The organism is Streptomyces sp. NBC_01003 (assembly GCF_045162695.1).
In the GTDB taxonomy this organism is placed as follows: domain Bacteria; phylum Actinomycetota; class Actinomycetes; order Streptomycetales; family Streptomycetaceae; genus Streptomyces.
Genome location: NZ_CP108707.1, coordinates 5638502 through 5664435, shown reverse-complemented (window position 1 = coordinate 5664435; position 25934 = coordinate 5638502). Strand labels below are relative to the sequence as shown.

29 protein-coding genes and 1 riboswitch are annotated in these 25934 nt (G+C 70.6%); of the genes, 15 read left to right on the top strand and 14 right to left on the bottom strand.

Annotated features, from left to right (window positions below; translation table 11 throughout):
• Nucleotides 1-14: 14 nt before the first annotated feature.
• The 3 genes from OG698_RS26045 to OG698_RS26035 all read left to right on the top strand — a co-directional run bounded on the left by OG698_RS26045 (nucleotide 15) and on the right by OG698_RS26035 (nucleotide 2548).
• Nucleotides 15-665, top strand: coding sequence for a hypothetical protein (locus OG698_RS26045; RefSeq protein ID WP_406105771.1), 651 nt, complete (start codon nucleotides 15-17; stop codon nucleotides 663-665).
• Nucleotides 666-696: 31 nt separating this feature from the next.
• Nucleotides 697-1197, top strand: coding sequence for a GNAT family N-acetyltransferase (locus OG698_RS26040; RefSeq protein ID WP_406105769.1), 501 nt, complete (start codon nucleotides 697-699; stop codon nucleotides 1195-1197).
• Between the two features lie 118 nt (nucleotides 1198-1315).
• A complete protein-coding gene (locus OG698_RS26035; protein WP_406111281.1) occupies nucleotides 1316-2548 on the top strand; it encodes a Cmx/CmrA family chloramphenicol efflux MFS transporter in 1233 nt (410 codons plus the stop codon).
• On the opposite strand, the gene OG698_RS26030 is transcribed toward OG698_RS26035, so the two are convergent.
• Together OG698_RS26030 and OG698_RS26025 are read right to left on the bottom strand one after the other, a co-directional pair.
• Complete coding sequence (locus tag OG698_RS26030) at nucleotides 2496-2771, bottom strand: DUF4031 domain-containing protein (protein ID WP_100595725.1); 276 nt, start codon at nucleotides 2769-2771, stop codon at nucleotides 2496-2498. The genes OG698_RS26035 and OG698_RS26030 overlap by 53 nt on opposite strands.
• On the bottom strand, nucleotides 2768-3133 hold the full coding sequence (locus tag OG698_RS26025; protein ID WP_406105767.1) for a hypothetical protein: 366 nt from the start codon (nucleotides 3131-3133) through the stop codon (nucleotides 2768-2770). The genes OG698_RS26030 and OG698_RS26025 overlap by 4 nt, the downstream gene beginning before the upstream one ends.
• A gap of 130 nt (nucleotides 3134-3263) precedes the next feature.
• On the opposite strand from OG698_RS26025, the gene OG698_RS26020 reads away from it, so the two are divergent.
• The 3 genes from OG698_RS26020 to OG698_RS26010 all read left to right on the top strand — a co-directional run bounded on the left by OG698_RS26020 (nucleotide 3264) and on the right by OG698_RS26010 (nucleotide 6763).
• Entirely contained in the window at nucleotides 3264-4184 is a 921-nt protein-coding gene (locus tag OG698_RS26020) for a MurR/RpiR family transcriptional regulator (RefSeq protein WP_100595723.1), read from the top strand.
• Between the two features lie 74 nt (nucleotides 4185-4258).
• Nucleotides 4259-5212 carry an N-acetylmuramic acid 6-phosphate etherase gene (gene murQ / locus OG698_RS26015; RefSeq protein WP_406105766.1) on the top strand — a complete coding sequence of 318 codons (954 nt, stop codon included), beginning with the start codon at nucleotides 4259-4261 and terminating at the stop codon, nucleotides 5210-5212.
• Between the two features lie 51 nt (nucleotides 5213-5263).
• A complete protein-coding gene (locus tag OG698_RS26010; RefSeq protein WP_406105765.1) occupies nucleotides 5264-6763 on the top strand; it encodes a PTS transporter subunit EIIC in 1500 nt (499 codons plus the stop codon).
• Nucleotides 6764-6810: 47 nt separating this feature from the next.
• On the opposite strand, the gene OG698_RS26005 is transcribed toward OG698_RS26010, so the two are convergent.
• Complete coding sequence (locus tag OG698_RS26005; protein WP_406105763.1) at nucleotides 6811-7341, bottom strand: YceI family protein; 531 nt, start codon at nucleotides 7339-7341, stop codon at nucleotides 6811-6813.
• A 158-nt stretch (nucleotides 7342-7499) separates the two neighbouring features.
• On the opposite strand from OG698_RS26005, the gene OG698_RS26000 reads away from it, so the two are divergent.
• A complete protein-coding gene (locus OG698_RS26000) occupies nucleotides 7500-8009 on the top strand; it encodes a MarR family winged helix-turn-helix transcriptional regulator (RefSeq protein ID WP_406105762.1) in 510 nt (169 codons plus the stop codon).
• Here OG698_RS26000 and OG698_RS25995 read toward each other — a convergent pair whose 3' ends face one another.
• Nucleotides 8010-8213: a hypothetical protein gene (locus OG698_RS25995; protein WP_100595718.1), complete on the bottom strand. Its 204-nt coding sequence runs from the start codon at nucleotides 8211-8213 to the stop codon at nucleotides 8010-8012.
• On the bottom strand, nucleotides 8210-8503 hold the full coding sequence (locus tag OG698_RS25990; protein WP_406105760.1) for a hypothetical protein: 294 nt from the start codon (nucleotides 8501-8503) through the stop codon (nucleotides 8210-8212). Before OG698_RS25990 ends, OG698_RS25995 begins: the two co-directional genes overlap by 4 nt.
• A gap of 40 nt (nucleotides 8504-8543) precedes the next feature.
• On the opposite strand from OG698_RS25990, the gene OG698_RS25985 reads away from it, so the two are divergent.
• Both OG698_RS25985 and OG698_RS25980 read left to right on the top strand, forming a co-directional pair.
• Nucleotides 8544-9389, top strand: a complete 846-nt coding sequence (locus OG698_RS25985; RefSeq protein ID WP_406105759.1) for a helix-turn-helix domain-containing protein — start codon at nucleotides 8544-8546, stop codon at nucleotides 9387-9389.
• Nucleotides 9364-9576, top strand: a complete 213-nt coding sequence (locus OG698_RS25980) for a DUF397 domain-containing protein (protein WP_406105757.1) — start codon at nucleotides 9364-9366, stop codon at nucleotides 9574-9576. Before OG698_RS25985 ends, OG698_RS25980 begins: the two co-directional genes overlap by 26 nt.
• A gap of 491 nt (nucleotides 9577-10067) precedes the next feature.
• Here the strand turns inward: OG698_RS25980 and OG698_RS25975 are convergent, their stop codons facing one another.
• On the bottom strand, nucleotides 10068-11318 hold the full coding sequence (locus OG698_RS25975) for an RNA-guided endonuclease InsQ/TnpB family protein (protein ID WP_406105756.1): 1251 nt from the start codon (nucleotides 11316-11318) through the stop codon (nucleotides 10068-10070).
• A gap of 247 nt (nucleotides 11319-11565) precedes the next feature.
• Between OG698_RS25975 and OG698_RS25970 the strand changes: the two genes are divergently transcribed.
• From OG698_RS25970 to OG698_RS25960, 3 genes are read left to right on the top strand one after another with little or no spacing between them, the layout of a single operon-like run.
• Nucleotides 11566-12231 carry a hypothetical protein gene (locus tag OG698_RS25970; RefSeq protein WP_406105754.1) on the top strand — a complete coding sequence of 222 codons (666 nt, stop codon included), beginning with the start codon at nucleotides 11566-11568 and terminating at the stop codon, nucleotides 12229-12231.
• A gap of 32 nt (nucleotides 12232-12263) precedes the next feature.
• Entirely contained in the window at nucleotides 12264-12803 is a 540-nt protein-coding gene (locus OG698_RS25965) for a hypothetical protein (RefSeq protein WP_406105752.1), read from the top strand.
• 53 nt (nucleotides 12804-12856) lie between these two features.
• The gene (locus OG698_RS25960) at nucleotides 12857-13153 is read left to right on the top strand and encodes a hypothetical protein (protein ID WP_406105750.1); all 297 of its coding nucleotides are present in this window, start codon (nucleotides 12857-12859) and stop codon (nucleotides 13151-13153) included.
• 91 nt (nucleotides 13154-13244) lie between these two features.
• Here OG698_RS25960 and OG698_RS25955 read toward each other — a convergent pair whose 3' ends face one another.
• The 5 genes from OG698_RS25955 to thrC form a co-directional block, all read right to left on the bottom strand.
• Nucleotides 13245-13955, bottom strand: coding sequence for a DUF6215 domain-containing protein (locus tag OG698_RS25955; protein WP_406105748.1), 711 nt, complete (start codon nucleotides 13953-13955; stop codon nucleotides 13245-13247).
• 154 nt (nucleotides 13956-14109) lie between these two features.
• Complete coding sequence (groL, locus tag OG698_RS25950) at nucleotides 14110-15735, bottom strand: chaperonin GroEL (RefSeq protein ID WP_116512355.1); 1626 nt, start codon at nucleotides 15733-15735, stop codon at nucleotides 14110-14112.
• A 319-nt stretch (nucleotides 15736-16054) separates the two neighbouring features.
• Nucleotides 16055-16258 carry a cold-shock protein gene (locus tag OG698_RS25945; protein WP_005315736.1) on the bottom strand — a complete coding sequence of 68 codons (204 nt, stop codon included), beginning with the start codon at nucleotides 16256-16258 and terminating at the stop codon, nucleotides 16055-16057.
• A 451-nt stretch (nucleotides 16259-16709) separates the two neighbouring features.
• Nucleotides 16710-16985 (bottom strand): MoaD/ThiS family protein, encoded by a 276-nt coding sequence (locus OG698_RS25940; protein ID WP_399974949.1) that lies wholly within the window; start codon nucleotides 16983-16985, stop codon nucleotides 16710-16712.
• Between the two features lie 58 nt (nucleotides 16986-17043).
• The gene (gene thrC, locus OG698_RS25935) at nucleotides 17044-18354 is read right to left on the bottom strand and encodes a threonine synthase (RefSeq protein ID WP_399974946.1); all 1311 of its coding nucleotides are present in this window, start codon (nucleotides 18352-18354) and stop codon (nucleotides 17044-17046) included.
• A riboswitch (SAM riboswitch) is annotated at nucleotides 18348-18479 on the bottom strand. (Overlaps the previous gene by 7 nt.)
• A gap of 180 nt (nucleotides 18480-18659) precedes the next feature.
• On the opposite strand from thrC, the gene OG698_RS25930 reads away from it, so the two are divergent.
• The 3 genes from OG698_RS25930 (at nucleotide 18660) to OG698_RS25920 (ending at nucleotide 23270) form a co-directional block, all read left to right on the top strand.
• A complete protein-coding gene (locus OG698_RS25930) occupies nucleotides 18660-19607 on the top strand; it encodes a glucosyl-3-phosphoglycerate synthase (protein ID WP_399974944.1) in 948 nt (315 codons plus the stop codon).
• A 37-nt stretch (nucleotides 19608-19644) separates the two neighbouring features.
• Nucleotides 19645-21753 carry a hypothetical protein gene (locus tag OG698_RS25925; protein WP_406105747.1) on the top strand — a complete coding sequence of 703 codons (2109 nt, stop codon included), beginning with the start codon at nucleotides 19645-19647 and terminating at the stop codon, nucleotides 21751-21753.
• Nucleotides 21754-21863: 110 nt separating this feature from the next.
• Nucleotides 21864-23270 (top strand): trehalose-6-phosphate synthase, encoded by a 1407-nt coding sequence (locus OG698_RS25920; protein ID WP_406105745.1) that lies wholly within the window; start codon nucleotides 21864-21866, stop codon nucleotides 23268-23270.
• 170 nt (nucleotides 23271-23440) lie between these two features.
• Here OG698_RS25920 and otsB read toward each other — a convergent pair whose 3' ends face one another.
• From otsB to OG698_RS25905, 3 genes are all read right to left on the bottom strand, one after another.
• The gene (gene otsB / locus OG698_RS25915; RefSeq protein ID WP_406105743.1) at nucleotides 23441-24295 is read right to left on the bottom strand and encodes a trehalose-phosphatase; all 855 of its coding nucleotides are present in this window, start codon (nucleotides 24293-24295) and stop codon (nucleotides 23441-23443) included.
• 52 nt (nucleotides 24296-24347) lie between these two features.
• On the bottom strand, nucleotides 24348-24566 hold the full coding sequence (locus OG698_RS25910; protein ID WP_406111279.1) for a DUF3263 domain-containing protein: 219 nt from the start codon (nucleotides 24564-24566) through the stop codon (nucleotides 24348-24350).
• A 79-nt stretch (nucleotides 24567-24645) separates the two neighbouring features.
• Complete coding sequence (locus OG698_RS25905) at nucleotides 24646-25896, bottom strand: ABC transporter substrate-binding protein (RefSeq protein WP_406105742.1); 1251 nt, start codon at nucleotides 25894-25896, stop codon at nucleotides 24646-24648.
• Nucleotides 25897-25934: the final 38 nt, after the last annotated feature.

The following is a 25934-nucleotide window of genomic DNA, read 5'->3' as shown; positions in this document are numbered from 1 at the left end:
TCTAGGGTCGCCGCATGCCGGACGACCTGAGGAAGGCCTGGGCTGAGACACTCGCCACGGCCCAGCGCACAACAGCCACACCCACTAGCCCGGACGCCTACGCGGACGACCTCCTGGCCCGCTGGTCGGAGCCACAGCGCCGCTACCACACGACGACGCACCTCAAGGCGGTCCTGGACCACATCGACGTACTGGAGGGCCACGCCGACGACCCGGCCCTGGTCCGCCTCGCGGCCTGGTTCCACGACGCGGTGTACCTCCCCGAGCGCTCGACGAACGAGGAGCGCTCCGCGCGCCTGGCCGAACGGGCCCTGTCGGAAGTGGGCCTGACGGACCGGCAGATCGACGAGGTGAGCCGCCTGGTCCTGCTCACGGTGACGCACGACCCGGACGAGGACGACCACAACGGCGAGGTCCTGTGCGACGCGGACCTGGCGATCCTGGCGGCGGCCCCGGACGCGTACGCGGCCTACGCGGCGGCGGTCCGGGAGGAGTACGGCTTCGTACCGGACGAACCGTTCCGCGAGGGCCGCGCCGCTGTCCTGCACCAACTCCTCGCCCTGCCCCGCCTGTTCCGCACCCCGTACGGCGCCGCGCACTGGGAGGAGCCGGCCCGCGAGAACCTCACGGCGGAGCTTGACCTGCTGACTCCCCAAACCGGTTGATCGGCGCGAGCGGCTGCCGCATCCTCGCCCCATGACACTCCTCACCATCGCGGCCGCCCGCGTACGCCTGCACGAGCTGTCCCTGGAGTCGGCCAGGGACCTGAACGCGGACAGCGGGTCGGGCGGCTTCGCCTGGCTGGACGGCGACGCACCGGACGGCACCCGGACCGGCTCCGGGATCACGGTGAAGGCGCACGCGGCGGGCACGTACCGCGAGGGCTGGGGAACGTACGCGATCGTGCGGACCGAGGACGGACGCGCGGTCGGCGGGATCGGCTTCCACAGCGCGCCGGACGAGGAGGGCCGCGTCGAGATCGGCTACGACGTGACGCAGGGGGCGCGCGGCCGGGGCTACGCGACGGAGGCAGTGCGGGCGATAGCGGCATGGGCGCTGTCGCAGCCGGCCGTCACCGCGGTGACGGCCAACACGGACCTGGACAACGGCCCGTCCCAACGGGTACTGGAGCGGGCCGGTTTCGTACGGATTCCGACGACAGAGGACCTCTGCGCGTACGAACTGTTGGGAATTTGAGCAACGCTGCGTCGCGTTGTGTCACGTCATGCCTGACTCTGCTCGGAAAGCTCCCGAAGACCCCGCCGAAGACCCCGCGGACGCCGCCGCGGCTGCCCCTGTGGACGCCCCCACCCGCATGCCGCCGGCCGTCTACATCCTGGGCCTGGCGGTGTTCGCGCTGGGCACGTCCGAGTTCATGCTGTCGGGCATCCTGCCCGCGATCGCCGACGACATGGACGTCACGATCCCGCAGGCGGGCCTGCTGATATCGGCCTTCGCGCTCGGCATGGTGGTGGGCGCGCCACTGCTCGCCGTGGCGACGCTGCGCCTGCCGCGCCGCACCGCGCTCATCGCGCTGATCTCGGTGTTCGGCCTGGGCCAGGTCGCGGGCGCGCTGGCGCCGACGTACGCGGTCCTGTTCGCGTCGCGGGTCGTGAGCGCGCTGGCCTGCGCGGGTTTCTGGGCCGTGGGCGCGGCGGTGGCCATCGGCCTGGTGCCGGTGACGCAGCGGGCGAGGGCCATGGCGGTGATGATCGGCGGTCTGTCGATCGCGAACGTGCTGGGCGTCCCGGCGGGCGCGTTCCTCGGTGACGGTCTGGGCTGGCGGGCGGCGTTCTGGGCGGTGGGCGTGGCCTCGGCGATCGCGCTGGTGGGGGTGGTGACGCTGATCCCGCGGATCCCGCTCCCGGCCCAGAAGCCGCAGCCGCGGCGCGAGCTGGCGATCTACCGGGACAGCCAGGTCTGGCTTTCGATCACGGTGACGGCGCTGGCGGCGGGCGGCGTGTTCTGCGCGTTCAGCTATCTGTCGCCGCTGCTCACGGATGTGGCGGGCCTCGACGAGGGCTGGGTCCCGACGGTCCTCGCGCTCTTCGGCGTCGGCGCGCTGGTGGGGACGACGGTCGGTGGCCGGGTCGCGGACGCACACCTCTTCGGGGTGCTGCTGAGCGGGATCGCGGCGTCCACGGTGTTCCTGGTGGCGCTGGCGCTGCTCGGCGGGTTCGCGGTGGCGGCGGTGGTGCTGTCGTTCCTGATGGGCTTCTCGGCGTTCTATACGGCGCCGGCGCTGAACGCCCGCATGTTCAACGTGGCGGGCGCGGCCCCCACACTCGCGGGGGCGACGACGACGGCGGCGTTCAACCTGGGCAACACGGGCGGGCCGTGGCTCGGCGGCACGGTGATCGACGCGGGGCTCGGCTACCCGGCGACGGCGTGGGCGGGCGCCGCCATGACGGTCACGGCGATCGGCGCGACGGCGGTGTCACTGCGCATGCACCGGTCGACCACGAAGGTGATCGCCACATCCTCCAAGGCGGGCCTCAACTCCCCACCGCAGGACGCCCCTTCGGCCTCCGCAGCCCCGCCTCGGTGAGCCTGCGCACCAGCTCCTTCGAGCCGATCTGCACGGCCCCGGCCCGCACCGCGTCCTCGTAGCGGTGCGACGGCAGGTCGTAGTGGTCGCGCTCGAAGGCGCGGGGCGGGACGCCGAGCAGCTCGGCGAAGAGATGGAGCTCGCCGAAGGAGACGTCGCTGACCAGGTGGGACCACATGCGCCCGTGCCCGGGCCAGGTCGGCGGATCGATGTAGACGGTCATCGCCCGACGGTACCGAGGGACCCCACGGGCGCCACCACCACGCCCGCCTCGCTGCACACCCAGTGCGGGTCGGGGCCCAACTCCGGTTCCACATCGAGGGCGTGGGGTTCGCCGGAGGCGCACACCGGGCACAGGGGCCAGCGGCCGGCGCGTTCGAGGAGTCCGTCCTGGACGTCCTGCGCGACGAGCCCGGCGATGTAGTCGACCCCCTCCGGCCACTGCTCGACCCACCAGCGGCGGTGCACTATCGAGTCCTCGACGAGGGACACGACGTCGGCGTGGGCGATCTCGCCGGAGCCGAGGTCGGCGAGTACGAGGGCGCGGGCCGCGTGCAGCGCCTGTTCCAGGGGGCTGATCTCCATGTAGCCATTGTCCTCCCTCGGTGTACGCGCCCACCCACCCCCGACACGGCCGGAGGGGCCGGGAAGACGTGCCGTACGGCACAGCCGAGGGACTCTTGACGCCGCACCCCCCTGAAAATATCTTTCAAACGTGACCAGCAACGTGAAGGAAATTTTCGCAGGCGACGCGCCGCCCGCCCCGGCCGCCCTCGCGGCCAAGGTGCGGACCCTCGCGCCGTCGATGACCCGCTCCATGCAGCGGGTCGCCGAGGCCGTCGCCGGTGACCCGGCCGGCTGCGCGGCCCTCACGGTCACCGGCCTGGCCGAGCTCACCGGCACCAGCGAGGCGACGGTGGTCCGTACCGCCCGCCTCCTCGGCTACCCCGGATACCGGGACCTGCGCCTCGCCCTCGCCGGGCTCGCCGCCCAGCAGCAGTCGGGCCGCGCCCCCGCCGTCACCGCGGACATAGCGGTCGACGACCCCATCGCCGACGTCGTCGCGAAGCTCGCGTACGACGAGCAGCAGACCCTCGCCGACACCGCGGCCGGACTCGACACCGTGCAGCTCGGCGCGGCCGTGAACGCGCTGGCGGGCGCCCGCCGCATCGACATCTACGGCATCGGCGCGTCCAGTCTCGTCGGCCAGGACCTCGCCCAGAAGCTCCTGCGCATCGGGCTGATCGCCCACGCCCACGGCGACACGCACCTGGCGATCACCAACGCCGTGCAGCTGCGCGCCAAGGACGTCGCCATCGCGATCACGCACTCGGGATCGACCGGCGACGTGATCGAGCCGCTCCGCGTCGCCTTCGAGCACGGGGCCGCCACGATCGCGATCACCGGCCGCCCCGACGGCCCGGTCTCGCAGTACGCCGACCACATACTGACCACGTCCACGGCCCGCGAGAGCGAGCTGCGGCCCGCCGCGATGTCGTCCCGCACGAGTCAGCTGCTCGTCGTGGACTGCCTGTTCGTGGGCGTCGCGCAGCGTACGTACGAGACGGCCGCCCCTGCCCTGTCCGCTTCGTACGAGGCGCTCGCGCACCGTCACACGCCGCGCGGCTCCCGCTAGGGCGACGCACGCCCGACCCCGAAGCCACTGCCGCACCGGACCCCACCGCCGCACCGGAAAGAGCCGCACACGTCATGACCTCCACGACCGACGCCGCCGACAACTACAGCGAACTGCGCGCCCAGCTCGCCACGCTCACCACCGAGGCGTTCCGCCCGGAGCTCTCCGAGATCGACCGGCTGTCGACGGTGGAGATCGCGCAGATCATGAACGGCGAGGACGCGAGCGTCCCCACCGCCGTCGCCGAGCAGCTCCCGCAGATCGCCGCCGCGATCGACGGCACGGCCGAGCGGATGGCCCGCGGCGGCCGCCTCGTCTACGCGGGCGCGGGCACGGCCGGCCGGCTCGGCGTACTGGACGCGTCCGAGTGCCCGCCCACCTTCAACACCGACCCGAGCGAGGTCGTCGGCCTGATCGCGGGCGGCCCGAGCGCCATGGTCAAGGCGGTCGAGGGCGCCGAGGACTCCAAGGAGCTCGCGGCCCAGGACCTGGACGCGCTGGGTCTGACGGCGGACGACGTCGTGGTCGGCATCTCGGCCTCGGGCCGCACCCCGTACGCGATCGGCGCGGTCGAGCACGCGCGCGGCCGGGGCGCCCTCACGATCGGCCTGTCCTGCAACGCGGACAGCGCGCTCGCGGCGGCCGCGGACCACGGCATCGAGGTCGTCGTCGGTCCCGAGCTCCTCACCGGTTCGACCCGGCTGAAGGCGGGCACGGCCCAGAAGCTCGTCCTCAACATGCTGTCGACGATCACCATGATCCGGCTCGGCAAGACGTACGGGAACCTGATGGTGGACGTGCGCGCCTCGAACGAGAAGCTGCGCGCCCGCTCCCGCCGGATCGTCGCCCTGGCCACCGGCGCGGACGACGCCGCCATCGAGGCCGCGCTCGCCGCGACGGACGGGGAGGTGAAGAACGCCATCCTCGTGATCCTCGGCTCGGTCGACGGCCCGACGGCCGCCCGTCTCCTGACCGACAGCAAGGGTCATCTGCGCGCCGCGCTCCAGGCCTCGGCCAAGACCCCGTAGTCCCGTACGGCTCCACCCCCCACGCACCACGCACAGCAAGGCACCACGACCATGGCTGACTCCAAGAACCGCGCCATCGCCGCCGCGATCCTTCCTCTCGTCGGCGGCGCATCGAACATCACGTCCGTAGCCCACTGCATGACCCGGCTCCGTCTCGGTCTCGCCGACCGTGCTCTCGTCGACGAGGACGCGCTGAAGGCGCTGCCCGACGTCATGGGCGTGGTCGACGACGAGACGTACCAGATCGTCCTCGGACCGGGAAAGGTCTCCCGGGTCACCCCGGAGTTCGAGGAGCTGGTGCAGGACGGCAAGACGGCCGCACCGGAGCCGCACGCGGTGACCGCCGACGAACTCGCCGCCCAGGGCGCCGAGTTGAAGGCGGCCCGTAAGGCGAAGAACGCCACCCCGTTCAAGCTGTTCCTGCGCCGGATCGCGAACATCTTCGTGCCGCTGATCCCCGCGCTGATCGGCTGCGGCATCATCGCCGGCATCAACGGCCTGCTGATCAACCTGCACTGGCTGCCGGGCGTCACCCCCGCCCTGGCCGCCATCGCCTCCGGCTTCATGGCGCTGATCGCGGTGTTCGTCGGCTACAACACGGCGAAGGAGTTCGGCGGTACGCCGATCCTGGGCGGCGCGGTCGCGGCGATCATCGTGTACGCGGGCGTCGCGAACATCGAGGCGTTCGGCCAGAAGCTCTCGCCCGGGCAGGGCGGCGTGCTGGGCGCGCTGGGCGCCGCGGTTCTCGCGACGTACGTCGAGAAGTGGTGCAGGAAGTGGGTCCCGGAGGCGGTGGACGTGCTGGTCACGCCCACCGTCACGGTCCTGGTCTCCGGCCTGGTCACGATCTTCGGCCTGATGTTCGTGGCGGGTGAGATCTCCACGGGCATCGGCACCGCGGCGAACTGGCTCCTCGACAACACGGGCGCCTTCGCGGGCCTCGTCCTCGGCGGGCTCTTCCTCCCCCTGGTCATGCTGGGCCTGCACCAGGCCCTCATCCCCATCCACACCACGCTCATCGAGCAGCAGGGCTACACCGTCCTCCTCCCCGTCCTGGCCATGGCGGGCGCGGGCCAGGTCGGCTGTGCGATCGCGGTGTTCAAGCGCCTCAAGCACAACAAGTCGATCCGTACGACGATCAAGTCCGCGCTCCCCGCAGGCTTCCTCGGCGTCGGCGAACCCCTGATCTACGGCGTCTCGCTCCCGCTCGGCCGCCCGTTCATCACGGCGTGCGTGGGCGGCGCGGCGGGCGGCGCGTTCGTCGGCTTCTTCTCGATGATCGGCGACAAGGTCGGCTCGACGGCGATCGGCCCCTCGGGCTGGGCCCTGTTCCCCCTCCTCGACGGCAACAAGGGCCTCGGCACGACGGTCGCGATCTACGGAGCGGGCCTCCTGGTCGGCTACATCGTGGGCTTCGCGGCCACGTACTTCTTCGGCTTCAGCAAGCAGATGCTGGTGGAGCTGAACGTGGACTCCCAGGCCGCCGCGGGCGAGTCCCCGGCCCCGGCCCTCGCGGGCACGACGGAACCGAAGGAACCCGCGAAGGTCTGACCGGCCACTCACTCCCTGAGAGCCGGGGCCCGCACGGGCCCCGGCTCTCAGCTTTCCTGTACGCCGCCCGGCACCCGCGTGAAACGGAGCGACCCGGCGACGGCGGTCAGCCCGCGCAGCATCCCCAGCTGGTTCCACCCCATGTCGAACTCCGACCGGTCCACGGTGAATTCGGCCGCCAGCGTGACCGCGTCCGCGCCCTCCCGGGTCAGCCGCACCGGTACGGACACCGGCCTGCTGACACCGCGCACGGTCAGCCGCCCGTCCACCTGCGCCGTGGCGTCCGCACTGGTCTCGACACCCCGCACCTCGAAGGTGATCTCGGGGTGCTTCTCGACGTCGAAGAAGTCCGCCGAGCGCAGATGGGTGTCGCGCTTGGCGTTCTTGGTGTCGAGCGAGGCGACGTCCAGGGCCACGGCTCCGGTGACGGTCCCGTCCGTCCGGACCTCACCGCCCCCGCCGACGACACCGAAGGCGCCCTTGACGGTGACGAACCCCCACATGGTGCGGTGCTTGAGCGCGACGGTGGAGGCGTCGGTGTCGAGCTGCCACTGCCCCGTTTCCACGGCGACGGTCATGACTTCTCCCGGTTGCTGATCACTCGGTTGCTGATCACTGAGCACGGATCACCGAGCTCAGTAATCCAAATTTGGACCACTCGTGCCCCACGGTAGCCACTGATCCAAATTTGCACAACCGGTAGGGCAAATTTGGACAACCGGTAAACTCTGACCCCATGAGCGACGACGCGGCAGAACCCGACGAGAGCCCGTCCGGCTGTCCGAGCGCGGGCGCCGGCCTGCTGCCGCCCGAGCTGCGCGCGTGGATGCTGCTGCTCGCGGCCACGGGAGGCGTGGAACAGCGGCTGCGCTCCGTCGTCAAGGAGCAACTCGGGGTCTCCCACGACGAGTTCCTCATCCTGTGCCTGCTCGCGGAGGAGAAGGGCGAGTCCACGGAAGGCGGCGTCCGCATGACCCGCATAGCCGACCTGCTCGGCCGCCCCAAGACCCGCCTCACCTACCAGGTGGCCCTGCTCCAGCGCGCCGGACTCGTCACCCGCGCCTCGGCCTGCGGCGACAAGCGCGGCGTCGAGGTCGCCCTCACCGACAAGGCCCGCACCCTCCTGCGACAGACCTCGGCCGCCCTGGCCACCACGGTCACCGACGCCATCGCCCAGTTCGTCGGCGCCGCCCAGCAGGAGGCGCTGCACAGCCTCATCCCCGCGCCCGAAGAGGCTCGTAACTGATCAGGGCAGTCGCCCCTCCCGGTTCACCACCCGCACCCGCGCCCGCAGCTCCTCCGCGACGGGCGCCGGCTCCACCGCCTCCGGCGGACAGTCCCACTCGCGCCCGCCGCCGGGCGGCCGCAACTGCACGTAACCGCCCTCGCGCCCCATGACCTGCCCGACGCGTCCGTCCCGTACGTCGATCACGTACGCGCCGATGTTCACACGCCGCGCCTGTCATGCAGTACGGCGACCAGCCGCATCGCCGTATCGAGGTTCACGCACCCCAGGTCCACCAGCGGATAGCCGACCTCCCCCGCCGCCGACACGGGGTCGACCCGCAGGGACGGCAGCAGCACGCCCAACACCCCCAGTTCGGCCCGCAGTTGAGCGATGGTCTCCTCGACCACCCGCAGCCGCTCCGCGTCCCGCACCACCATCGCCCGCTCCTTCACGCCAAGTTCCGCTTTCACCACCCAGCGTGACGGGATCGGCTCTACGCTTTCCAGAGCCACCGGCCCAACAAACCCTTTGTTGCTCTGGGAGTCGATGCAGGTGACCGGACCGAAGGACCTCGACCCCGCCTCCCGCCGCGTCATGGTCGGCGAGGAACTCCGCCACGCGAGAGAGCGGGCGGGCCTGACCCAACAGGCGCTGGGCGAGCTGCTGTTCGTGAGCGGGTCGTACGTCGGCCAGATGGAGGCGGGTACGCGCAGGATCCTGCCGGACATGGCGGAACGGCTGGACGAGGCGCTGGGGACGGCGGGGTTCTTCGTCCGGCACGGTGTGAAGGCGAACGAGTCGAAGCACCCTGTTCAGTTCGCGGAGACGGCTGAGGCAGAGGCCCTGGCGACCTCGATCCTGGAGTACGGGGCGATGCTGATCCCCGGCCTGCTCCAGACCCCGGGCTACGCCCGCGCAGTCTTCCTCGATTTCCAGCCCACGGCGCCGGACGAGGTCATCGAGAAGCTCCTGACCGCCCGCATGGAGCGCACTCGCCTCCTCGACAATCCAACAAAGCCTGTGTTGTGGGCCGTTCTGGACGAGGCCGCATTGCGCCGACGGGTCGGCGGAGCCGCTGTGATGGCCGACAATCTGCGCCACATCGCCGACCTGATGCGCAAGCGCCGGATCGTCGTCCAAGTGCTCCCGTTCACAGCGGGCGGCCACGCCTCTCTACACGGCCCGCTCAAGCTGATGCACTTTGACGACGCACCCCCGCTCACCTACATCGAGGCCCCCGCTGTCGGCCTACTCCTGGACGATCCGGCCACGGTTGCCCGCCACCAACTGTCCTACGATCTACTGAGGGCCAACGCACTCACCCCGAGGCAGTCCCTGGCCCTGATCTCCTCAGTGGCAGAGGATTACACGCATGAAGATCACGAACCCCGAGCCTGATCTCGCCTCGGCCAGCTGGCGCAAATCCAGCTACAGCGCTGGCGACGGCGGCAACTGCCTCGAAGTCACCCACGACCACCCCGGCCTCGTCCCCGTCCGCGACTCCAAGAACCCCGACGGCCCGAAGCTCGTGCTCCGGGCGGACGCCTGGTCCGCGTTCATCGCGGATCTCAAGGGAGAGCGCTAGGGCGTGTCCGCCCGCCCGCCCCGGCAGTGGCGCAAGATCACAAGCAGATTGCGTGGCTGGGGGGGTACGAGTTCAGCAACCCGGTCTCTTTCGCGGCAACGCAGATGACCAACCACAAAGAAGAAGCGGCAGCGACAGGCGGGGGAGGCTGCGGTCGCGGTAGGGCGCGGGCGAGCGGGGGTTGGGGTGCCAGAGGAGTTGCCCCAGAAGCGAGGCTGATTGGCCGGGATCTGCCAATGTTTTGGTCGAGGGCGGGGTCAGCCAGGGCCGACCCCCCGGTTCACAGCTATCTGCGGCCGATCTCGGCAAAGTTCGGCAGATTCGGGCCACAAGCTCACTCGGAGCTCAAGCCACCAGCCCCGAGCGCTCTTTTCAAGGAACGGGAGGCGGGTCTCAACCCACCTTCCCTCTCTGCGAGTTGGCGGACGCGATCACTTTTCGGGTCCGGCTTGCCACGCAGGGTGACCACGCTCTAGCTTGAATCCCCCCCCTCATGAATGAGGGGGATTCCTGACTCGGGCGGCCTCCGGGAGCAGTGCTCCCGGGGGTCTTACGCCGTCAGTGTCAGCCGGGTTGAGACCAGCCCGGACGAGCATCACGCGGGCGGAGTTCTTGTCTCTGGGGGAGACGGTTTTGCACGCGGTGCAGGTATACGTTCGTTCCGACAGCGGCAGTGCGTGCTTGGCTCTCGCTCCGCAGTGCGCGCAGTCCATGGTGGTGTGGGCCGGGTGGACGAGGTGCACGATCCGGCCATGTTTGCGGGCCATCTCGGTCAGGGCCCGTTTGGTGGCGCCGATCGCCGCGTCAGCGGCCTTGTGGGCCATCGTCGACTTCGCGAGGAACTTGGGCCGGAAGTCTTCCACCGCGATGGCGTCGTGGTCGCGGACCATGCGCTTGGCCCATTTGCGGCCGGTGTCCTGCCGCTGCCGGGCGATCTTCGCGTAGGTCTTCGCCCGCCACTTCTTCGCCTCCCGGTAGCCCTTCGATCCGGCCTGCCCCTTCTTCGGCTTGCGGCGGGCCATCATGCGGTCGTACCGCGACAGTCTGCCCTGGGCCTTCTTGCCGTGCTGGGCGTGCGGGAGGTCGTGGGCGTCGGAGGTGGTGGTCGCGGTCTCCTTCACGCCCCAGTCGACACCGATCACCCGGCCGGTCTCCGGCATCGGCTGCGCCGGTGCAGGGACAACGAACGAGCAGTACCAGTGCCCCACCGTGTCCTGATACACACGCACCGAGGAGGGCTCGGCGGGCAGGTCCCTCGACCACACAGGCGTCAGGACGATACCCCCGGCCAGATGCAGACGGCCGCCCTTCAGGCGGAATCCGCGCTTCGTATAGTTCAGGCTCACCGCGGCCTCGCGCTTCTTCTTCCACCCCGGCATCCCGGCCCGCTGCCGCTGGGGAAGGCGCTCACGGATGTCCTTGTGCGCCTTCGCCCGCGACTTCCCGAAGTCGCGGATGATCTGCTGCTGCGGCACCGAGCTGCCTTCACCCAGCCAACGAGTCCCGGCGCGGGCCGCGGTCAGCATCTTGTCGAGCTGCGCCGGACCGCACGTCTGGATGCCGGCGCCCGCAGACAGGGTCTTGTTCCAGGCGTGGACCTGCTGTGACTTGGCCACGCACTCGTTCCACACCCACCGACACCGGTCCCACTCGTCCCTCAGCGCGGCCAGTGCGGTGGACGACACACGCAGGCGGAACGTCCACCGGACATGCCCACCCTCCTCCGCCACCGATCCCGTCACACCCTCACCCCCTCCACGACCCTCGGACCGAAAGACCGCAGCCCGCCGACGCCTTGCGGTGAGACCGTACGTACGACGGCCGCACACCCGTACCTCGATCCCGCGATCGCCACTCCAACCAGCGACTACCGGTACGCGTGTTCGCATGCCCCGGCTCCGTCGGGCGGCCATGCGGGCGCTCCGCGCATCGGCACCGGGATGCGATCCCTCCCCGGCGTGAACGCCTGGGCATCCTCGCAAGAAGGAGGTGAAGACCCTGGCCAAGCACCTCCCGTACGGCCAGTGCGCCCTGCGCGCCGCGCTCAACAACCTGCGCCGGGCCGGGCACTTGCGCCGGGGCCGGGAGCACATCGTGGGCAGCGGCAGCGCGCGCTGGGTGACCCGAACGTGGTTCTCGCGAACACCCCGCACGGATGACTGGTGGGCAAGCTTCGCCGCAGGCGACGTAACGGACCATGGCGGAAGCCCGCCCCAACCCCCCACCCGCAGCCGCGCGTTCGTCCTCCTGGCCGCGCTGGGGCGTGAGAACGGCGCACTCTCCCTCTCGGCGGCGGAGTGCGCGGAGCTGGAGCCGCTGGCGGACCGCTGGTTCGAGAGCGGGGCGACGGAACGGGACCTGATCCAGGCCCTCACCGCGGGCCTCCCCGCCCCTGTCCACAGCCCGGCCGCCCTGATCCGTAGCCGCCTCACGACCAAGCTGCCGCCCGAACGCCCCACTCCCCGTCCGGCACTGCGCGTACTGGAATGCGGCAAGTGCGGAGCGCCAGGCCGCCCGGAAGCCCTGCGCGGCGGCGAGTGCGGCCCGTGCAGAGGCGAAACGGCGCCCGCCCGCCCTCCGGTCCACCTGCCACCCACCCAGGTCCACGCCCGCGCGGCAGCACTGCGCGCGGCGCTGCCCCGGGCGCGGGGATGAACCGGCCTCAACTGCTGTACCAGAATGGCCACATGAGCCACGACCGCGAACACCCGGACGACGATCGCGTCCTCGTCCGGAGCAGCTGGGGCACCAATCGGTACGTCTACAACCCGCACAACCCCGTCGGCCGCGTTCTCATCGTCGGCTCGCTGCTGTTCGCGGCGGGTGGGCTCTACGCGCTGTACCACCCGGACCTCTTCCGGGGCGGCTGGGAGGGTGACGACCTGCGGACCGCGGTGACGGGCGCGACGGCGCAGTTGTCGGAGGACAGGACCGGGCCGGGGACCGACACCGGGCTCTACGAGGACATCCTGACGCAGGACATCGCGCAGCACGGGCACGGCCCGGAAGACGCCCTCACCGTCGCCCTCGCCTCCGACCCGCCCGAATCCACGATCTGGTACGGCGGCACCGAGGACGCCGACTTCTCGGTCAAGGCCCGCGGCACCGACATCGCCTTCTGCCTGCACGTACATGCGGTGCAGCGGCCCAAGGCGATGGGGTACGACGCCGTGGACTTCACCGTCGACGACGGGAGCTGCCCTGGAGAGACCACTGAGGCGCCCTGACGGCGCCCGGCGCTCCACATGCGCCCGCGCGCACACTCCCGCATCCTGAATTTATGGCTGAGAGCACGTTCTCGAAGATCTCCTGGACCGAGTTCCGTCCCGATCAGGGGCGGCTGACCATCGGCGCCGCGCTGACCGGCGCCGGGATGCTGATCGGCGCGGCCGGTGTCGGCTTGCTCGTGTTCGAACTGGTCCGCGCGGGCCGCAACTGGACCGGCACCTGGGAGGTGCCGCCCACCAAGCTGGCGTCCCGCACCTTCCACCAGGCGCAGACCGCCGCCCAGAGCGCGGCCCAGGCCGGCCGCGAAGCCTGGACCAGCTACGAGGAATCGCCGGTCCCGCGCTTCTAGGGCCTGTCAGGCGGATCGTGTCACGGTCGCGGGGCCTGGCACGCACACGCCGACCTGCACCGACCGAACGAAGCTCACCGTGCGCGGGCCGTCACTCGGCGGCCGCCCACCCCGGGATCCTCGGCAGCACCTTCTCGGCGACCTGGAACAGCACCGTGTCGTCCGGCACCGCACCGTCCGAGCGCCACAGCGACAGCTCGAAGGAGCCACCCTTGTCCTTCGCGTGCTGCGCCACGGACAGGACACGGGCCGGGACCCCGGGAGCGCTGCTCGAATCGCTGCCGTCGAGGCGGAACCTGATGCTGATGGTGCGGTCCGAGTAGAGGACCGCCCGGTGGCCCAGGAACGTCCGCCGCTTCTGCGTGTCCCCGAAGAGACCGGCGGTGTCGGCGACCGGATGGCCGTCGTAGGTGCCCTCCAGCGTCACGGTGTACGTCTCGAACTCGACCCGCGCCGAGGGCGTGGCAATTTCGCGTCCACCGGCCGTCTTGATCGAACTCGCGCTGCCCGACGCGGACTTCGCGATCTCCGTCGGTGTGCCGAGCAGTTCGGCGAGGTCCCGCCGGTTGAGCACTCCGCACAGTCGGGCGCCGGAGACCTGCCCCGCCGTCTCACCGGCCTTCGCGCCCTTCTCGGCCTCCCCGCCCGAGCAGGTCGCCGGCTTCGGCTCGGCGCTGCTCTCGGCGTCCGTCTTCGCGATCGCCCAGAACCCGATGGCGAGCGCGGCCACCAGCGCCACGGCCGATATCGCCTGTCCCCACTCGTTCATGCCCTTCTTGGGCACGTCGTCGCTGTCGGTCATGTCCCCCACCCGCCCCGATCCCCTGACATATGCCCGGGGACCCTAACCCGTGATCACCGGGCGGGCAAGGAAAACCGACCGGGGAACGCCCGAGGGCGGCACCCCTCGTGAAGAGGAGTGCCGCCCTCGGAAAGGACAGGCTGAACCGTCAGGCTCAGAAGTCCATGTCACCGCCCGGCATGCCGCCCGGAGCGCCGCCCGCGGCGGCCTTCTCCGGCTTGTCGGCGATGACGGCCTCGGTGGTGAGGAACAGCGCGGCGATCGACGCGGCGTTCTGCAGGGCAGAGCGCGTGACCTTCGCCGGGTCGAGGATGCCCTCGGCGATCATGTCGACGTACTCGCCGGTCGCGGCGTTCAGGCCGTGGCCGATGGGAAGGTTGCGGACCTTCTCCACGACGACGCCACCCTCGAGACCACCGTTGACGGCGATCTGCTTGAGCGGGGCCTCCAGCGCGAGCTTCACGGCGTTGGCGCCGGTCGCCTCGTCACCGTCGAGCTCGAGCTTCTCGAAGACCGCGGAGGCCTGGAGCAGGGCCACGCCGCCACCGGCGACGATGCCCTCCTCGACGGCCGCCTTCGCGTTGCGAACGGCGTCCTCGATGCGGTGCTTGCGCTCCTTGAGCTCGACCTCGGTCGCGGCACCGGCCTTGATGACCGCAACACCGCCGGCGAGCTTCGCCAGGCGCTCCTGCAGCTTCTCGCGGTCGTAGTCGCTGTCCGAGTTCTCGATCTCGGCACGGATCTGGTTGACGCGGCCCTGGACCTGGTCGCTGTCACCGGCGCCGTCGACGATCGTCGTCTCGTCCTTGGTGATGACGACCTTGCGGGCGCGGCCGAGCAGGTCGAGACCGGCGTTCTCCAGCTTGAGGCCGACCTCCTCGGAGATGACGGTGCCACCGGTGAGGATGGCGATGTCGCCGAGCATGGCCTTGCGGCGGTCACCGAAGCCCGGGGCCTTGACGGCGACGGACTTGAAGGTGCCACGGATCTTGTTGACGACCAGGGTCGACAGGGCCTCGCCCTCGACGTCCTCCGCGATGATCAGCAGCGGCTTGCCGGACTGCATGACCTTCTCGAGCAGCGGAAGGAGGTCCTTCACGTTGCCGATCTTGGAGTTGACGATCAGGATGTACGGGTCGTCGAGCGACGCCTCCATACGCTCCATGTCGGTGGCGAAGTACGCCGAGATGTAGCCCTTGTCGAAGCGCATACCCTCGGTGAGCTCGAGCTCCAGACCGAAGGTCTGGGACTCCTCGACGGTGATGACGCCTTCCTTGCCGACCTTGTCCATGGCCTCGGCGATGAGCTCGCCGATCTGGGTGTCGGCGGCGGAGATGGAGGCCGTGGAAGCGATCTGCTCCTTGGTCTCGACATCCTTGGCCTGCTCGAGCAGGGCGGCGGAGACGGCCTCGACGGCCTTCTCGATGCCGCGCTTGAGGGCCATCGGGTTGGCGCCGGCCGCGACGTTGCGCAGGCCTTCCTTGACGAGCGCCTGAGCGAGGACGGTCGCGGTCGTCGTGCCGTCACCGGCGACGTCGTCCGTCTTCTTCGCGACCTCCTTGACCAGCTCGGCGCCGATCTTCTCGTACGGGTCCTCGAGCTCGATCTCCTTGGCGATGGACACACCATCGTTGGTGATCGTGGGGGCGCCCCACTTCTTCTCGAGGACGACGTTGCGACCCTTGGGGCCCAGGGTCACCTTGACGGCGTCGGCGAGCTGGTTCATGCCGCGCTCGAGGCCGCGCCGTGCCTCCTCGTCGAACGCGATGATCTTGGCCATGTGAAGTGGTCCTCCCGGACGGGGTGGAAACGCAAACGGACCGTGCTGGTGCCCGCGACGGACGGCCTGCGTGCCGTGTGGTTCCTTGCCCCACCCGGCCTGCGAGCCTCACCGACCCGATCCAAGTTCTGTCACTCTCACCTTCAGAGTGCTAACGCAATGATTAGCACTCGACCTAGGAGAGTGCAAGCGCCTCCGGCAGACGCGCGGTCCCCGCGGGCGGCGTGCGCGGGGTGTGCGCGCACGCACGAGAGGCCCGTACCCCTCGCGGGGTACGGGCCTCTCGGCGTGAGTGTGTCGGTGGCCGATCGCGCCGAGATCAGACGGCGAGCTTGACCATGTCCGCCTGCGGACCCTTCTGGCCCTGCGAGATCTCGAATTCGACTCGCTGACCCTCTTCAAGGGTGCGGTATCCGTCCATCTGGATGGCGCTGTAGTGGACGAATACATCCGCACCACCGTCGACCGCGATGAAGCCGTACCCCTTCTCCGCGTTGAACCACTTGACGGTGCCCTGAGCCATGACTAACTCCCCTATTACTGGCCCTTGCACAGGCCCGCACTTCGCGGACCCGGGTCAGACCTCACCCCCCATTGGTTGGGGGTGTGCGCCGGAACGCGTCGACCGCGGCTGAATGTATCTGCCCAACTGCCGTCTGCAACAGGTCAATCGGACGAGAAATCTGGGCACGGCAGAGCGGTAGAAAGCGGCGGAGCCATTGGATTCCGGGGCAACTCGGGCCCGACAAATGCCACGAACACCCGATAAGGGCTGGGCACTTTGGCTACTTCTTGTCGGACCGGGGCCGACTTCATATATGCGCTCGGCACAAGCACGAAGCGCGGTTCCCAACTCTACCGCGCTCAACCCTACAGAATTGCCCCCTCCGCTTCTCTTGCGGAGGGGGCAATTCAGGTAACTCTGTGTGGCCTCGTCAGGCCGGGCGATCAGCCGCCGGCACTGTGCTCGACGGTCAGCCTCCGGCGACGGCCGGGATGATCGAGACGCCCGCGCCTGCCGGCGTCGCCGTCTCGAGGCCCTGCTCGAAGCGCACGTCGTCGTCGTTGACGTACACGTTGACGAAGCGGCGCAGCTTGCCCTGGTCGTCCAGGACGCGGGCCGCGATGCCCGTGTGGTTCTTCTCCAGGTCGGCGATGACCTCGGAGAGGGTGGCGCCCTCGGCGGGGACCTCGGCCTTGCCGCCGGTGTAGGTGCGCAGGATGGTGGGGATGCGGACGTTGACGCTCATGTCGGGCTGCAGCCTTTCCGTGCGGGTGTCGCGGGTGTCGCGGGTCTTCGCGGGGTCTTCAGTGGGCGAGGCCCGCGTCGCGGAACGCGTCCAGGCTCGGGCGGATGGTGGCGGTCGCCTGGGACGTCTCGGCGACCGCGTCGAGGGTCTTGAGGCCGTCGCCGGTGTTGAGGACGACGGTGGTGAGCGCCGGGTCGATCAGGCCGGCCTCGATCAGCTTCTTCGTCACGCCGACCGTCACACCGCCCGCGGTCTCCGCGAAGATGCCCTCGGTCTGCGCCAGGAGCTTGATCGCCTCGACGACCTGCTCGTCGTTGACGTCCTCCACGGCGCCGCCGGTGCGGCGGGCGATGTCGAGGACGTACGGGCCGTCGGCCGGGTTGCCGATGGCGAGCGACTTGGCGATCGTGTTCGGCTTCTGGGGCCGCACCACGTCGTGACCGCCCTTGTAGGCGACGGAGACCGGCGAGCAGCCCTCGGCCTGGGCGCCGAAGAGCTTGTACGGCTTGTCCTCGACGAGGCCGAGCTTGATCAGCTCCTGGAGACCCTTGTCGATCTTCGTGAACTGGGAGCCGGACGCGATCGGGATGACCAGCTGGTCCGGGAGCTGCCAGCCGAGCTGCTCGCAGATCTCGTACGCCAGGGTCTTGGAGCCCTCGCCGTAGTACGGGCGCAGGTTGACGTTGACGAAGCCCCAGCCCTCGCCGAGCGGGTCGCCGATGAGCTCGGAGCAGAAGCGGTTGACGTCGTCGTAGTTGCCCTCGATGCCGACGAGTTCGCCGCCGTAGACCGCGGCCATGACGACCTTGCCCTGCTCCAGGTCGTGCGGGATGAACACGCAGGAGCGGAAGCCGGCGCGGGCCGCGGCGGCGCCGACGGCGCCGGCGAGGTTGCCGGTGGAGGAGCAGGACAGAGTGGTGAAGCCGAAGGCGCGGGCGGCCTCGATGGCCTGGGCGACGACGCGGTCCTTGAAGGAGTGCGTGGGGTTGCCGGAGTCGTCCTTGACGAACAACTTGCCCTGCTCGACGCCGAGTTCACGGGCGAGGTTGTCGGCCTTGACGAGCTTGGTCCAGCCGGGGTTCAGGTTCGGCTTCTCGGCGACGTCGGCCGGGACGGGCAGGAGAGGGGCGTAGCGCCAGATGTTGGCGGGTCCGGCCTCGATCTCCTTGCGCAGCGACTCGGGGTCGCCCGTCGGCAGGTCGTAGGAGACTTCGAGCGGCCCGAAACACTCGGCACAGGCGAAGATCGGTCCGAGCGGGAAGCTGGTGCCGCACTCGCGGCAGGAAAGCGCCGAGGCGGGTCCGAGATCAACGGAAGTGGTGGTGGCGACAGTCTGCGCAGCCATGATGGCGAGGCCCTTTCTCCTCATCTTCCTCGCGGCGCATCTCGCCACGAGACGGAATTGGCACCTTCCCCACCTGGACCTCGGCAAGGTCGGCGGGAGGGTTGCCGGGACTTCAACGGGCCGTATCCCTCTGTCCCTCTGGATGAGCGCTATTCGGTTGTTGAGCTGACGCTTGATCACTCAAGCGCGGCGGCGACCCCGACATGCGATGGTCACCGGCGTTGTTCAAGACTGTAACCGAAGGCCTGGACGCTTGAGATAGTCGTCCGAACCGCGAGATGGATCACAGTTCGTGATCAGACAGTTCAGACAGTGAGGAGCCGCGCACCGTGCTGGAAGAAGTAGAGCGCTGGCTGAGCAGGCGTTCCTGGTCGGTGTCGGACCGCCCGCTCCCTCAGCTGATCGCCGCGAAGCGCGCCTCGGGCACCTCGGTGAGCGTGGTGCTGCCCGCGCTGAACGAGGAGGAGACGGTCGGCGAGATCGTCGCCGAGATCCGGCGCGCCCTGATGACGGAGCGGGTGCCGCTGGTCGACGAGCTGGTGGTGATCGACTCGGGTTCGACGGACCGCACGGCCGAGGTCGCGCGGGCCGCCGGGGCGCGGGTCGTGCACCGGGACGCGATCCTGCCGAGGATCCCGGCCGTGCCCGGCAAGGGCGAGGTGCTGTGGCGCTCGCTGCTCGTCACGAGCGGCGACATCGTCTGTTTCGTGGACGCGGACCTGAAGGAGTTCTCCGCGGACTTCGTCTCGGGGATCGTGGGTCCGCTGCTCACGGATCCCGGCGTGGACTTCGTGAAGGCGATGTACGACCGTCCGCTCGGGTCCGCCGCGGGTCAGGGCGGCCGGGTCACGGAGCTGGTGGCGCGCCCGCTCCTGAATCTGCACTGGCCGCTCCTTGCGGGGTTCGTGCAGCCGCTCGGCGGCGAGTACGCGGCCCGCCGGTCGCTCCTGGAGCGCCTGCCGTTCCCGGTCGGTTACGGGGTCGAGCTGGGCCTTCTCGTCGACGCGCTGCACACGGTGGGCCTGGACGCGCTCGGGCAGGTCGACGTCGGCGTGCGCAAGCACCGGCACCAGGACGGGCAGGCGCTCGGGCGTATGGCCGCGGCCATCTACCGCACAGCACAGCTGCGGCTCGCGCGCGGTCACCTCGTACGTCCCGTGCTCACCCAGTTCGAGCGCGGGGAACAGGGATTCGAGCCGCGCACGCACGACGTGGACACCGAGGAACGCCCCCCGATGACCGAAATCACCGAGTACGCGGAGCGCCGCGTGGCGTAGCCGGGGACAATCGTATGTTTTGCCTACATTGCCCTTTATGTGGCTCAGACAAGTTTCGGGTGGGCGACGGCTGCGCGCAGCCGCGACCCGCACCGCCGGGGCGCTCGTCGCCACGGCCAGCGCGCTGACGGCGCTCGGCGTCGCGACCCCCGCCTCGGCCGACGTGGTCACCCCGTTCACCAAGCGCTACGTCGAAGCGCTGTACGGCGACTTCGTGACCATCGGCAACACCGTCATGGGCTGTCCGGCCGCGCCGGCCGACCTGGCGGCGCGCTGCGCGGCCGCCACCGACGGCCGGGGCAGCGACAACAACAACACGTTCGTGATGCGTCGCGTCAACACGGCCGGTACGAAGGCCGGTTACGGCTCGAGCACCGGCCGGGTGACGATCCCGCCGGGCGCGAAAGTGGCGTACGCCCGCCTGTTCTTCGGCGGCAACGACGGCACGTACAAGGGCCCGAGCGGCGCGCAGCTCGCGCGGTGCGACATCTCCGGCGCCGATGTGGAGCCCTCGCCGAGCGCCCCGCTCGCCGCCATGCCCGTGATCGCCGTGAACGGCAGAGCCGCGGCGAAGGTCTCCACCGAGGACCTGGTCCGGGACCCGGCGGCCACCTACGGCCCGCACTACTACACGGGCGAGGCCGACGTCACGAGCATGTTCGCCGGCGTCACCGGCACCGGCGCGCCCGTCCCCGTCGCGGTCGGCGGCGTCTGGGCGCCCAACGGCAAGGGCTGCGCGGCCGGCTGGTCGATGACCGTCGTCTACAAGTACGACGCCCCGAACTCCACGTACGCCCCGGGCCGGCGCAACGTGTACGTCTACGGCGGGCACGTCCTCCAGCGCTCCGCCTCGCCCGCGACCACGATCCGCGTGAACGGCTTCCACCGCGCGGGTGACGGCAAGGTGCGGGCCGGCGTCACCACCTACGACGGCGACTGGAACACGCCGGGCGACCGGTTCCTGGTCGACGGCAAGAACGTCACCGAAGCCCACACCGGCAACATCAACAACTTCTTCACCAGCGAGGACGACGGCGCCGTCGCTCCGAAGACGGTCAACAACCTGAGCGTCGACGCGAAGGAGTTCGAGCTCCCCGACGGGACCGTCCCGCCGGGCGCCACCTCCACCGAGCTGATGTTCACCACCAGGGGCGACACGTACGTCCCCTCGGCGCTCGCCCTGTCCGTCCCGGTCCCCGACCTGGAGGTCACCAGGACGGCGAGCCCGAAGGCGGCGGGCCCCGGCGACACCATCACCTACACGGTGAAGGCGAAGAACATCAGCTCGCTCGACTACCCGAACGCCACGTTCAGCGACGACCTGACCGGCAACCTCGACGACGCGACGTACAACGGCGACGTGCGCACGGACCTCGGCCACGTCGCGTACACCGCGCCGAGGATCGGCTACACCGGCGACATCCCGGCCGGGAAGACCGCCACCATCACGTACTCGGTGAAGGTCCACGACCCGGTCCGTGGCGACGGGAAGCTGCCGGGCGGCTTCGAGGTGCAGTCACCGCTCTCCAACTGCGAAGCCGGCAGCACCGACCCGAGCTGCGGGACCGCCCCCCGGATCGAGAAGCCGCAGCCCCCGGCGCCGCCCGCCCTGCGCATCACGAGCGTGCCGGAGCGGCCCGTCGTGCCGCCCTGCGAGGAGACCGGGAACACCATCACGATCGCCGACTTCTCCGCCAGGAACCGCACCGGCGCCACCGTCGAGTGGCCCGTGACGGCGGGCTCGGCCCCGGCCGCCTCCGCCGGGACCGTCACGAAGCGGGGGTCCGTCTACGTCTGGAAGGGTGACGTCGCCACCCACGGCAAGGTCGTCATCACGCAACGTGTGAAGGCGTCCTGCACGACGGGCGGGACCACCGTGATCACCGTGACGGCGAACGTTCCGCGCACCAACTGCCCGAAGGCCCGGCGCGTCGGGAACGACCCGTGCACGTCGGTGATCACGGCCAGGCGGCAGCAGGGCCGCCCGGGCCCGCCCGGGGAGTCGCACGGGACGCACCGGCCTGCGCACGGCTCGGAGCTGGCCACGACCGGCGGCTCGCACACGCTCCTGTACGGCGGTCTCGCGGCGGCCCTGTGGGGGCTCGGCGTCCTCGCGGTGGCGGCGGCGCGCAGCCGGCGTGGCTGACGCGCGGGGGTAGGTATCAGGACAGACGAACGGCGGATCGTATACGGCCGGGCTCCCACGGAGTCCGGCCGTACGTTTGAGCGTTTACGGGCCGGGCTACGTTTGCCCGTATGGCTTCCACGCAGGGTGCACAGATCCTCGTCGCGTCCAACCGCGGTCCGGTCTCGTACGAGCTCGGGGCCGACGGGACGCTCGACGCGCGGCGCGGCGGGGGCGGGCTCGTCTCCGGGCTCTCCGCGATCGGGCAGGACTCGGACGGCACGAGCGCGGTGTGGGTGTGCGCGGCCCTCGGCGCGGGTGACCGCGAGGCGGTACGGCGCGGCGTCGGAGAGCCGGGGGTGCGGATGCTCGACATCGACCCCGAGGTGTACGCCGACGCGTACAACGGCATCGCGAACTCGGTCCTCTGGTTCGTCCACCACATGCTGTACCAGACACCTCTCGAGCCGGTCTTCGGGCCCGAGTTCCGTGCGCGGTGGGCGTCGTACGAGGCCTACAACCGGGCGTTCGCCGAGGCGCTGGCCGCGGAGGCCGGGCCGGGCGCGGCGGTCCTCGTGCAGGACTACCACCTGGCGCTCGTGCCGGGCATGCTGCGCGAGCTGCGCGACGACCTGCGCATCGGGCACTTCTCGCACACCCCGTGGGCGCCGGTCGACTACTTCAGGATGCTGCCGGACGACGTCGCGGGGCAGTTGCTGCGCGGGATGCTGGGCGCGGACCGGCTGGGGTTCCTGACGCGGCGCTGGGCGGACACGTTCACGGCGTGCTGCGAGGCCGTGGTGGGCGGCACGTCCGGTACGGAGATCGGGGTGCACGGCCTCGGCGCGGACGCGGACTTCCTGCGGGAGCGGTCGCGGCGCCCCGACGTCGAGGAGCGGCTGGCCGCGCTGCGGGCACAGATCGGCGACCCGGACCGCAAGGTGATCGTCCGCGTGGACCGCACGGAGCTGTCGAAGAACATCGTGCGCGGCCTGCGCGCGTACCAGCTCCTCCTCGATGAGCACCCCGAGTGGCGCGAGCGGGTCGTGCACGTCGCCTTCGCCTACCCGTCACGGCAGGACCTGGCGGTCTACCGGGAGTACACCGACGAGGTGTCCCGGGTCGCCGAGGAGATCAACTCCCGCTTCGGTACGGAGAATTGGACCCCGGTCGCACTCCATGTGAAGGACGACTTCGCGCGCTCCCTGGCCGCGTACCGGCTGGCCGACGTGGCGCTGGTCAACCCGATCAGGGACGGCATGAACCTCGTCGCCAAGGAGGTCCCGGTCGTCTCCGACGAGGGGTGCGCGCTGGTCCTGTCGCGGGAGGCGGGGGCGTACGAGGAACTGGGCGAGGACGCGCTCGTGGTGAACCCGTACGACGTGTCGGCCACGGCCGAGGCGCTGCACGCGGCGCTGGTCATGGGCGGCGGGGAGCGCGGCGAGCGCACGAAGCGGCTCGCCGCCGCCGCGACCGCACTGCCGCCCGCCCAGTGGTTCCTCGACCAGTTGAACGCGCTGCGGGCGCTGGGGGGCTAGGGCCTGTCGTCACATTCCCGTCGTCCGCCCAGAGGGCGGGCCTCGCGGCGTCTGGTGCGTGCAGCTGCAAGGCGGAGGAGGGCGTCGACGCGGAGCGTCGGCAACCGACGACAACGCCGCAGATGTGCGTGCCAGACGCCGCGAGGCAGGCGGGAATGTGACGACAGGCCCTAGGGCCTGCTGATCGCGCGGGCCAGGTCCGACATGAGTCCCACCACTCCCTGCGGCCCGTCCACCACGATGTCCGCCCGTTCGGCCAGTTCCGTGACCTCCGAGCTGCCGCTGCACACCAGAAGGCCCGGCACCCCGTCCTTGCGGAGCTGGTCGACGGCGGTGAACGCGGGCAGGTCGCCGAGGTCGTCGCCCCCGTAGAGCACCGACGTCGCGCCCACCTCGCGTACGTACGCCGTGAGCGCCGCGCCCTTGTCCATGCCGGGCGGGCGCAGTTCCAGGACGAGGCGGCCGGGCTCGACGATCAGGCCGTGGCGGGCCGCGAGGTCGGACAGGGGCGCGCGCAGCGCCTCGAACGCCGCCTGCGGGTCGGCCGCGCGGCGCGTGTGGACGGCGACGGCACGGCCCTTCTCCTCCACCCAGGTGCCGCGCCAGGCCCCCACGGACTCCAGGACTCCGGGCAGTTCGGCGCGGACGGCCGCGACGCCGGGGTGCGGGGCGGGGGCGTGGACGGTGCCGGTGACGGCGTCCCAGCGCTCGGCGCCGTAGTGGCCGAGAACGACGAGGTGTTCGAGGCCGGGGACGCCCGCGAAACCGCCGTGGCGCACGGCGACGCCCGCGGGGCGGCCGGTGATCACGGCGACGGAGGCGACCTGTGGTGCCAGCGCGGCGAGCGCGCGGACGGCGTCCGGGTGCGCCCGGGCCTGTTCGGGGTCGGGCACGATCGGCGCGAGCGTGCCGTCGAAGTCGAGCGCGATCACGGCCCGCGCGGGGTCCGAGAGGAGTGCGTCGAGGCCGTCACGCCCGGCGGAGGTCACAGGCGACGGCAGGTCGTGCTGCTGTGGGCTGCCCATGCGCCGAGCCTATCCGCGGGAGGCGGACCGTACTCCCGATGCGCGGGGCGGGTCAGCGCTCCTCGCGGCGGGCCTGCCGTATTCGGCGCAGCCGGTTGACCGTGACCGGGTCGTGGGCGAGGGCCCTCGGGTCGTCGAGGAGCGCGTTGAGGAGCTGGTAGTAGCGCACCGGGGCGAGGCCCAGCTCCTCGCGCACGGCGCGCTCCTTGGCCCCGGCCGACGCCCACCCTCGCCGCTCCAGGGCGAGAACGCCCTGCTCACGGGGGGACAGGCCGACGGGCGGCGCATCCGCCGCGTCCTCGGCGGGCGGTTCGGGCTCTGCGTACGGCGGTTCGCTCACGGCAGCGACGCTACTCCGCGTTCTCCGCCGCGTCGGCCGCCCGCTCCAGCCGGCCGAGGGTGGCACCCGGGTTGCCGTTGGGGCCGACGGTCGTGCCGATCTCGCGCTTGATGCCGGCGCTGACCTGGGCCCAGGAGGTCTTACCGACGGGGTAGAGCTCCGAGTTCTGCAGTTCGCCGAGGAACTTCCAGAGCTTCTGGTCGCGCTTGTCGTCGGCCATCGTGTCCGACGCGGAGTTGGTGACCGGCAGGAGGTCGTACTCGCGGGAGAAGTCGAGGACGTTCTTCTCGCTGTAGACGTAGTCGAGGAACTTGCCGATCTGGTCCTTGTGGCCGTTCTGCCGGAACGCCATCATCCAGTCGGCGACGCCCATGGTCGACCGGGTCCTGCCGTTGATGCCGGGCATCGGCACCGTGCCGAACTTCACGCCCTTCTTGGCGGCCATCTGCATCAGCGTCGGGTGGCCGTTGAGCATGCCGACGTCACCGCGCGTGAAGGCCGCGAAGGCCTGCGCGCGATCGAGCTTGGCGGGCGGCGTCGGACCCGTGAGGCCCTGGCCGACCAGGTCGTTCTTCAGCCACTCGAAGGTCTTGACGTTCTGCGGGGAGTCGAGGCTGTAGGTGCCGACGTCGTCGGTGTACCCGGAGCCGCCGCTCAGCATCCACATCATGGTCTCGGCCTGCGCCTCTTCGGGGCCCAGCGGCAGCGCGTAGGGGATCTTCACGCCGCGCGCCTTGAGGGCCTTGGCGTCGGCCTGGAGCTGGGCCCAGGTCTGCGGCGGGGTCAGGCCGGCCTTGTCGAAGAGGGTCTTGTTGTAGAACAGCAGCCGCGTGGAGGACGCGAAGGGCATGCCGTACTGGACGCGGGAGACCTCTCCGGCGGCGGCGAGCTGCGGCAGGAAGTCGGACTGCACGGGGATGGAGAGCAGGTCGTTCGCGCTGTAGAGCTTGCCGCTCGCGGCGTAGTCGGAGTACGCGCCGATCTGCGCCATGTCGGGCGCGTGGCCGTCCGCGACCATCTTCTTGACCTTGGCGTCGACGTCGCTCCAGGAGTAGACGCTGACGTCGACCTTGATGCCGGGGTTCTTCTTCTCGAAGGCGGCGGCCAGCTTGTCCCAGTACTTCTGGGAGCTGTTCGCCGGGGAGTCGCCGTAGTCGGCGGCCACCAGCTTCAGGGTCACGTCGTCGGAGCCGGGGCCTCCGCAGGCGGCCAGCGTCGCCGCCATGCCGAGCGCGGCCACCGCCGCCGTCAGACCTGTCATGCGCCGCTGCACAGCCGGTTTCCCACCCTCTTGAAGTC

Excerpts from the sequence above, each read along its gene's own strand:
- OG698_RS26045 (WP_406105771.1), top strand. The coding sequence starts at position 15 with ATGCCGGACGACCTGAGGAAGGCCTGGGCTGAGACACTCGCCACGGCC.
- OG698_RS26040 (WP_406105769.1), top strand. The coding sequence starts at position 697 with ATGACACTCCTCACCATCGCGGCCGCCCGCGTACGCCTGCACGAGCTG.
- OG698_RS26035 (WP_406111281.1), top strand. The coding sequence starts at position 1,316 with ATGCCGCCGGCCGTCTACATCCTGGGCCTGGCGGTGTTCGCGCTGGGC.
- OG698_RS26030 (WP_100595725.1), bottom strand. The coding sequence starts at position 2,771 with ATGACCGTCTACATCGATCCGCCGACCTGGCCCGGGCACGGGCGCATG.
- OG698_RS26025 (WP_406105767.1), bottom strand. The coding sequence starts at position 3,133 with ATGGAGATCAGCCCCCTGGAACAGGCGCTGCACGCGGCCCGCGCCCTC.
- murQ (WP_406105766.1), top strand. The coding sequence starts at position 4,259 with ATGACCTCCACGACCGACGCCGCCGACAACTACAGCGAACTGCGCGCC.
- OG698_RS26010 (WP_406105765.1), top strand. The coding sequence starts at position 5,264 with ATGGCTGACTCCAAGAACCGCGCCATCGCCGCCGCGATCCTTCCTCTC.
- OG698_RS26005 (WP_406105763.1), bottom strand. The coding sequence starts at position 7,341 with ATGACCGTCGCCGTGGAAACGGGGCAGTGGCAGCTCGACACCGACGCC.
- OG698_RS26000 (WP_406105762.1), top strand. The coding sequence starts at position 7,500 with ATGAGCGACGACGCGGCAGAACCCGACGAGAGCCCGTCCGGCTGTCCG.
- OG698_RS25980 (WP_406105757.1), top strand. The coding sequence starts at position 9,364 with ATGAAGATCACGAACCCCGAGCCTGATCTCGCCTCGGCCAGCTGGCGC.
- OG698_RS25965 (WP_406105752.1), top strand. The coding sequence starts at position 12,264 with ATGAGCCACGACCGCGAACACCCGGACGACGATCGCGTCCTCGTCCGG.
- OG698_RS25960 (WP_406105750.1), top strand. The coding sequence starts at position 12,857 with ATGGCTGAGAGCACGTTCTCGAAGATCTCCTGGACCGAGTTCCGTCCC.
- OG698_RS25955 (WP_406105748.1), bottom strand. The coding sequence starts at position 13,955 with ATGACCGACAGCGACGACGTGCCCAAGAAGGGCATGAACGAGTGGGGA.
- groL (WP_116512355.1), bottom strand. The coding sequence starts at position 15,735 with ATGGCCAAGATCATCGCGTTCGACGAGGAGGCACGGCGCGGCCTCGAG.
- OG698_RS25945 (WP_005315736.1), bottom strand. The coding sequence starts at position 16,258 with ATGGCTCAGGGCACCGTCAAGTGGTTCAACGCGGAGAAGGGGTACGGC.
- OG698_RS25940 (WP_399974949.1), bottom strand. The coding sequence starts at position 16,985 with ATGAGCGTCAACGTCCGCATCCCCACCATCCTGCGCACCTACACCGGC.
- thrC (WP_399974946.1), bottom strand. The coding sequence starts at position 18,354 with ATGAGGAGAAAGGGCCTCGCCATCATGGCTGCGCAGACTGTCGCCACC.
- OG698_RS25925 (WP_406105747.1), top strand. The coding sequence starts at position 19,645 with ATGTGGCTCAGACAAGTTTCGGGTGGGCGACGGCTGCGCGCAGCCGCG.
- OG698_RS25920 (WP_406105745.1), top strand. The coding sequence starts at position 21,864 with ATGGCTTCCACGCAGGGTGCACAGATCCTCGTCGCGTCCAACCGCGGT.
- otsB (WP_406105743.1), bottom strand. The coding sequence starts at position 24,295 with ATGGGCAGCCCACAGCAGCACGACCTGCCGTCGCCTGTGACCTCCGCC.
- OG698_RS25905 (WP_406105742.1), bottom strand. The coding sequence starts at position 25,896 with ATGACAGGTCTGACGGCGGCGGTGGCCGCGCTCGGCATGGCGGCGACG.